The 1,354-nt window shown below is 50.6% G+C and carries 1 protein-coding gene; it reads right to left on the bottom strand.

The window, feature by feature from the left end; genetic code table 11:
* Nucleotides 1-1,288, bottom strand: a 1,288-nt coding sequence (locus tag H1B37_RS32840; RefSeq protein ID WP_182871492.1) for a TlpA family protein disulfide reductase, incomplete at its 3' end; no start/stop codon positions are given.
* Nucleotides 1,289-1,354 lie beyond the last annotated feature (66 nt).

A 1,354-nucleotide genomic window follows, 5' to 3' on the forward strand; every position in this document is an offset into this window, starting at 1 on the left:
ATTCCGTTTCTTTCTTCAGCAGGCTCCGCACCGCGTTTGAAAGTTCCTTGCCTCGAAGGTCACGATACCGAATGACGCCACGCTGGTCTAACACAAAAGTCGACGGCCAACCACGAATATTCCATTGAGTTGAAATCCGTTTGTCCGCACCATCCCACCACACCCGCCAGGTGATCGCCTTGGATTCTAGTGACTCATGGACGGTATCAATCGTTTCGTCTCCTTGAACACCAACAAAAACGAATTGCTCTTCGGACATCTCCTCGATTAACTTGCGATTGTCGGGGTACATTGCCTCACAGGGTCCACATCCTTTGAACGAAAACATTAGGACTACGATCTTGCCGTGATAGTCGGCGAGACTCATCGGCTCTCCTCGCGCATCTTTGCCGTCGATTAGAGGGGCCGTTTGCCCGATCGAATGGTTGAGTTCAAATTGAATGGCAGGTAGTCGATCTACAATTCGCTCTCTTTTCGACTTCAACACTTCGTCAATTTCACTTCTGGTGACGCTAATAATTCCCGGATTCCTAACGCCAACCCGTGGAGGAGCCAGTTCGTTCTGGTACTCACTACCTATTCGCTCGATCAGGCTGAGCGCCTCCGCACGGTTTCGTTCGACTGCAACGTCTTTCAGATTAGCGGTGAATGTCTCGAAATGTTTCATTCGAGCTTCATTCTCCGGATCTGCCCTATCCATAACAGCCAGTTGCGATTCGCACATAGCAGGAAGATTTGCTTCTAATGCAAGGTAGTTTGCAAGTTCGTACATTGCATTCGCCCGAACATATCCATGCCGTGAGGATGCAATCAAATTCCGAAGGAATATCTTCGATTCCGGAACTCTCGCTCCCGAAAACAGATATCTAAACGTCGTGTCAACGTCTGGGTAATCATGGTAGTGCTCAGCGAGGACTTTCAAGGCAGCGATTTTGCCAGCGGTCACTGGGTAGTCGGCATCGCCAACGCTCGCAGCCGCCAATACCAAGTGATACAGACAACTAAAACCAACCTCGGCCCCCCGTGATTGCTGCTCAAGCGCGATGAAATCCGACACCATGGCATTCATCGGGTGATTTTCAAGAAACCGCTTGATCCCATCTTCACCCTCTTTCGGCTCGTAAGCGTAGTACTGCTCTTGAAGGGTGTTGTACCGTGTTGCCAATTCTATGAAGCGCGACTTGGGGTCGATGTTGGCGCGTTCCTGCGATGCATCGGGATTGGCGTCTTGGCTGAAGCACGCCGAGAATGGAATGACAATGGATAGAAATACAAGCAGAGACTTCATTGGCTTCGCCTGTTGAAAATGTCGGTTTGATCGGAATAACGTCCGCCGTTCACCGCGGCACGGCGA

The organism is Stieleria mannarensis, from assembly GCF_014154935.1.
Taxonomy (GTDB): Bacteria; Planctomycetota; Planctomycetia; order Pirellulales; family Pirellulaceae; genus Stieleria; species Stieleria mannarensis.